Genomic DNA, 5,687 nt, shown 5'->3' on the forward strand with positions numbered 1-5,687 from the left:
GGGACTCGAGCAGCTCGATCACCGACTCCTCGGAGGGCTCCTGGGCCGTCCACAGCCCCGGCTCGTCCTCGATCAGATGCTTGATCGTCTCCAGGGAGTCACCCTTGGTGTGCCCGATCAACCCCACGGGGCCGCGCTTGATCCAGCCGGAGGCATACAGGCCGGGGACGGGGGCGCCGTCCGCGTCGAGCACGCGGCCCTGCGCGTTCGGGATCACACCGCGCACCTCATCGAACTCCACCCCCTCCACGGGCGAACCGAAATACCCCACCGCCCGGTACACCGCCTGCACCGGGTAGTCCACGGTCTCCCCCGTCGGACGGACCCCACCGGAACCGTCCAACTCCATCCGGCGCATCCGCAGGCCGTCCACCCGGCCGTCGCCGTCCTCGTCCAGGAACTCCTCCGGGGCCTGCAGGAAATGCAGGTGCAGCCGACGCGAGGCGCTCTGCTGACGGTCCTCCTGCTCCATGAGCCAGTTCGTCAACGTGCCCACCATGGTGCGGACCTGATTGTTCTCCTCGATCGCCTTCTCCGAGGCCTCATCGAAGTCGAAGTCCTCCTCGTACAGCACGATGTCCACATCCCTCGAATGCGCCAGCTCCCGCAGCTCCAACGGGGTGAACTTCACCTGCGCCGGCCCACGCCGGCCGAACACGTGCACATCCGTGACCGGGGAAGCGGCCAGATCCCGGTACACGTTGTCCGGGATCTCGGTGGGCAACAGGTCCTCGGCATGCTTGGACAGGATCCGGGCCACATCCAGGGCCACGTTCCCGTTGCCGATCACCGCCACCTGCGTGGCCTCCAACGGCCAATGCCGCGGCACATCCGGGTGCCCGTCATACCAGGACGCGAAGTCCGCGCCACCGAACGAGCCGGCCAACTCCACCCCCGGCACGTCCAGGGCAGCGTCCCGCACCGCACCGGTGGAGAACACGATCGCGTCGTAATGCCGACGCAGATCCGCCAGGCTCAGGTCCGTGCCGTAGTCCACATTCCCCAGGAAACGGATGTCCCCGCGGTCCATGACCTTGTGCAGCGCGGTGACGATGCCCTTGATGCGCGGATGGTCCGGGGCCACCCCGTAGCGGATCAGGCCGAACGGGGCCGGGTACCGGTCGAACAGGTCGATGCTGACACGGAAGTCCCGTTCCTCCTTGGTCAGGATGTCCGCCGTGTACACCCCGGCGGGTCCGGCACCGATGATGGCGATGCGCAACGGGCGCCCACCGTCTCCCCCGCCCCGGCCGATGACCCGCGTGGGCTGGCCCTCGGCTTCACCGCCTACTTCGTGTGGGGCCTGCTGCCGCTCTACATGGCGGTGCTCGCGCCCGCCGGGGCCCTGGAGATCGTGGTGGTGCGCATCGGCTTCGCCCTGATCTTCTGCCTGCTGCTGCTGACCGTGATGCGCCGCCTGCGCGAGCTGGGGACGGCGCTGGCCACGCCCGGCCGCTGGGGCACCACGGGTCTGGCCGCCGGGATCATCGCGGTGAACTGGCTGCTGTACGCGGTCTCGGTCACCACGGGCAACGTGCTCCAGGCGTCGCTGGGCTACTTCATGAACCCGCTGGTGAATGTCCTGCTCGGCGTGCTCTTCCTCGGGGAGCGGCTGCGGCGGGGCCAGTGGGTGGCCGTCGGGATCGCGGTGGCCGCCGTCGTCGTGATGTCCGCGGCGATGGGGCAGGTGCCGTGGATCGCGCTCGGGCTGGCCACCTCGTTCGGGCTCTACGGCTTCGTGAAGAAGCGCTTCCCCTCCCCCGTGCACGCGGTGACCGCGATGACCGCCGAGACCGTGGTGCTGATCCCCGTGTTCGTGGTGGGCAGCGTGCTGCTGGCGCAGGCCGGGCTGCTCACCACCGTCACCGAGGGGCCCGGCCACTTCTGGCTCATGGCCGGGCTCGGCGTGCTCACCGCCGTTCCGCTCATCCTGTTCTCGGCGGCGGCCCGCTCCCTGACGCTGACCACGCTCGGGATGCTGCAGTACACGGCGCCCATCCTGCAGTTCCTCGTGGCGGTCACGGTCCTCGGCGAGCAGATGCCCGCGGCCCGCTGGGCGGGCTTCGGGCTCATCTGGCTCTCGCTGGCGGTCTTCACCCTCGACCAGCTGAACGCCTCCCGCCTGCAGCGTCGGGCGGTCCGGGCCGGGCAGGGCGCGCACGCCTAGACTGGCGGCATGCCCGCCAAGCCCCCCGCCCCCGTGTACCTCCCGGCCTTCCAGCGGCTCGTCCCGGACCTGCTGGGCGACGCCTGGGCCGAGGACGACGGCCTCGCCCCCGCCGACGTCGACGCCCGGCTGGCCCAGTCCCCCGCGGCGGAGCAGCTCGGCGCCGGGCTCATGATCCCGGCTGCTCTCCGCGAGTTCTACCTCGCCCTGGGCAACTGCGGCGACCTCATGGAGACGGACCACTACGTGTGGGACCCCGAGGACCTCGAGGTGCGGGACGGCTTCCTCATGTTCCTGGAGGACGCGGACGAGACGGTCGTGTGGGGCCTGCCGGTGGACAACCTGGCGCTGCCGGACCCGCTGGTGTGGCGGCGCTCCGCCGGCGCCGACGCGCCCGAGGGCGAGTGGCAGGACGAGGGCGGCACCTTCAGCGAGTTCCTGACGGACCTGCTCGCGTGGACCTTCGAGGACCCCGAGGACGACGGCGAGGGGCTGGACCGGTGACCGCGCCCGCCCCGGTCTCCCACGCCCCGGACGACTACGTCTGCCCGTTCTGCGGGCTCGTGGCCAGCGACGTCTCCGACCCGGGCAACCGCTGCGAGCTCGGGGACACCGTCTACCAGGACGAGGACCTGCTCGTGCTGATCGCCGTGGACGGGTTCGGCGACCACGAGGGCCACGCCATGGTCTGCCCGGCCGAGCACTACGAGAACCTCTACGACCTGCCCCCGCGCGTACTGCAGCGCATCGCCCTGATGGCCCAGCAGGTGGCGCTGGCCATGAAGCGCGCGTGGGCCCCGGACGGGGTCTCCACGCGCCAGCACAACGAGCCCGCCGGCAACCAGCACGTGTGGCACTACCACCTGCACGTGTTCCCCCGCTTCGAGGGGGACATGCTCTACCGGCAGCTGCGCCACCCGGTGGCCCCGGAGGTCCGCGCCGGCAAGGCGCGGGAGCTCGCGGCCGCGCTGGACCCCGCCCCGACCCGCCTGGACTGAGCGGCCTCCCCGGATCGAGGCGGCGACGCCGCCGACCGCGGCGTCAGGCCGAGCGCCCGACCACGTAGTCGGCGAACGCCTCGAGCGCCGCCTTCACGGCGGAGTCCGGCAACGGGTCGAGCGCCTGCTTGGCCTGCTCCGCCCAGCCGCGGGTGATCGCCCACGCCTCGTCGATGGCGGGGTGGCCCGTGAGCGCGGCGACGGCGGCGGCCAGCTGCTCGTCGGTGTCGAGCGGCCCGTCCACGAGCGCGCGCACCCGGCGGGCGTCCTCGGCCTCCGGCCCCTCGCCCTGCGCGGCGCGGGCCAGCAGCAGCGTGGTCAGGGTGGGCACGCGCTCGCGCAGGTCCGTGCCGGGGACCTTGCCGATCCGCTCGGCGTCGCCGGTGAGGTCGATCAGGTCGTCGGCGAGCTGGAAGGCCAGGCCCACCTTCTCGCCGTATGCGCGCATCACCTGGACGGCGGCCTCGTCGGCTCCGCCCAGCAGCGCGCCGAGCATGCCGGCCGCGGCGATCAGCGAGCCGGTCTTGCCGGAGAGCACCGCGTAGTAGTGCTCGATCGGGTCCGCGCCCTCGGCCGGGCCGCGAGTCTCCCACAGCTGGCCCTGCACGAGGCGTTCGAAGGTGTCCGCCTGGATCTGCACGGGCCGCGGGCCCAGCTCGGCCATGAGCTGGGAGGCGCGGGCGAAGATCAGGTCGCCGGCCAGGATCGCCGCCGAGTTGCCCCACAGCCGGTGGGCGGCGGGAGCGCCGCGGCGCACGGGGGCCTCGTCCATCACGTCGTCGTGGTACAGCGTGGCCAGGTGCGTCAGCTCCATCACGACGGCGGCCTGGCGGGCGGGCGCGTCCACGTCGGCGACCTCGCCGGAGGCCAGGGCGGGGTCGCCCAGGAGGGAGGCGAGCACCGTCAGGACCGGACGGACCCGCTTGCCGCCGGCGGCCAGCAGGTGGTGGGCGGCGGTGTCGGAGAACAGGTCGTCGAAGCCGAGGGCAGTGTCCAGCTGCTCCTCGACCTGCTCGAGCGCGGTCAGCACGACCTCCAGGACACGGCCGTGCTCGGCGAGGGGTTCGAAGCCGGAGGGCAGGGCGAAGCCGGGGTCTGCGGTGGTCACCGGGCAAGCCTACCCAACGGCGCGCCGCCCGCGGTCGTCAGCGCGGGGGTGAGCGCCTCGAGCACGCGGACGGCCCGGTCGACGGCGTCGCCGCCCCGCGCGTCCACCGTGTTGCCCATGACCTTCACCGCGGCCCGCAGCAGCGGGGGTGCGGCCATCCCGGCGCCCAGCGCCGCCTTCATCACCCGCGGATCGCCGATCAGGCGGGCGAACCGGGCGCCGAGGGCGAAGTGGCGGCCCCACAGGTGCTGGGTGATCACCGGGTAACGGGACAGGATCGCGTCCGCGGCGCCGTCGGTCCCGGCCGCGTGCGCCTGCACGGCCAGGTCCGCGGCGAGGCGGGCCGCCTCCATCGCGAACCCGATGCCCTCGCCGTTGAACGGGGAGACCATGCCGGCCGCGTCGCCCACCAGGAGCATGCCCGGCACGTGCTGCGGGGTGCGGTTGAACGCCATCGGCAGGGCCGCGCCGAGGATCCGCGAGGTGCGCGTCTGCTCGGCGATCCCCCAGTCCGCGGTGAGCGCCCCGGTCCAGGACTTCAGCAGCCCGCGGTAGTCCAGCTTCCCGAACTGCGGGGAGGTGTCCAGGATGCCCAGGCCCACGTTCACGGTGCCGTCCGCGAGCGGGAACAGCCAGCCGTAGCCGGGCAGCGGGTTGCCCTCGGCATCCGGCAGGCGCAGCCAGGACTCCATCCACTCCCCCCGGTCGCCGGGCGGGGCGGGGATCGCCCCGTCGACGGCGGCGCCGGCGGTGTAATAGGCCCGCACGGCCACGCCCATGGGCCGGTCCTCGCGGCGGTGCAGGCCCGCGGAGACGGCGGCGCGGGCGGAGACGCCGTCGCACGCGAGCACGATCGGTGCGGTGAAGCGGGCGGTCTCCCCGGTCTTGCGGCCGTTCGGCGCGATCAGCTCCGCGTCCAGCCCGACCACGCGTCCGGCCTCGTCCCGCACGACGCCGGTGACGGCGTGCCGCTCGCGGACCTCGGCGCCGCGGGTGCGCGCCAGGTCCGCCAGGAGGGCGTCGAAATCGCGTCGGGTGCGCGTGAGCGCGTAGTCCGGCCACGTCTGGGTGGGCGCCCACGGCACGTCCACGCTGCGCTCGCCCGCGCGCAGCCGCAGGCCGCGGATGACGCGCCAGCCGCCGTCGTCGCCGGGCTCACCCCGGTGGGGCACGCCGAGCAGCTGCAGCTCCCGGACCGCCTGCGGGGTCAGGCCGTCGCCGCAGACCTTCTCACGCGGGTGCGCGGTCTTCTCGAGCACCACCACGTCCAGCCCCGCCGCGGCGAGGTGGGCGGCGGCGGTGGCGCCGGCGGGGCCGCAGCCGGAGATCAGCACGTCGGCACGGCGCACGACGGCGGGGGTCGAGGCGGGCGCGGGCGACGTCGGCGTGCCGGTCACTGGGGGGCCTCCTCGGC

General features: G+C 73.5%; 6 protein-coding genes. 3 read left to right on the plus strand and 3 right to left on the minus strand.

Features of this window, described 5'->3' with window-relative positions:
- Nucleotides 1-1,255, minus strand: a 1,255-nt coding sequence (locus tag J1M40_RS04790) for an FAD-dependent oxidoreductase (protein ID WP_206450512.1), incomplete at its 3' end; no start/stop codon positions are given.
- 12 nt (nt 1,256-1,267) lie between these two features.
- On the opposite strand from J1M40_RS04790, the gene rarD reads away from it, so the two are divergent.
- From rarD to J1M40_RS04805, 3 genes are read left to right on the plus strand one after another with little or no spacing between them, the layout of a single operon-like run.
- A complete protein-coding gene (rarD, locus tag J1M40_RS04795; protein ID WP_170721511.1) occupies nt 1,268-2,167 on the plus strand; it encodes an EamA family transporter RarD in 900 nt (299 codons plus the stop codon).
- A 9-nt stretch (nt 2,168-2,176) separates the two neighbouring features.
- Nucleotides 2,177-2,671 (plus strand): hypothetical protein, encoded by a 495-nt coding sequence (locus tag J1M40_RS04800; protein WP_063189755.1) that lies wholly within the window; start codon nt 2,177-2,179, stop codon nt 2,669-2,671.
- Complete coding sequence (locus J1M40_RS04805; RefSeq protein ID WP_070709449.1) at nt 2,668-3,165, plus strand: HIT family protein; 498 nt, start codon at nt 2,668-2,670, stop codon at nt 3,163-3,165. Before J1M40_RS04800 ends, J1M40_RS04805 begins: the two co-directional genes overlap by 4 nt.
- Before the next feature lie 43 nt (nt 3,166-3,208).
- On the opposite strand, the gene J1M40_RS04810 is transcribed toward J1M40_RS04805, so the two are convergent.
- Both J1M40_RS04810 and J1M40_RS04815 read right to left on the minus strand, forming a co-directional pair.
- Nucleotides 3,209-4,273, minus strand: coding sequence for a polyprenyl synthetase family protein (locus tag J1M40_RS04810; RefSeq protein WP_063189759.1), 1,065 nt, complete (start codon nt 4,271-4,273; stop codon nt 3,209-3,211).
- Nucleotides 4,270-5,670 carry a geranylgeranyl reductase family protein gene (locus tag J1M40_RS04815; RefSeq protein WP_082836653.1) on the minus strand — a complete coding sequence of 467 codons (1,401 nt, stop codon included), beginning with the start codon at nt 5,668-5,670 and terminating at the stop codon, nt 4,270-4,272. The genes J1M40_RS04810 and J1M40_RS04815 overlap by 4 nt, the downstream gene beginning before the upstream one ends.
- Between the last annotated feature and the right edge of the window lie 17 nt (nt 5,671-5,687).

Origin of the sequence: Micrococcus sp. KRD026, from assembly GCF_017168445.1 — a bacterium.
GTDB classification, from domain to species: domain Bacteria; phylum Actinomycetota; class Actinomycetes; order Actinomycetales; family Micrococcaceae; genus Micrococcus; species Micrococcus luteus.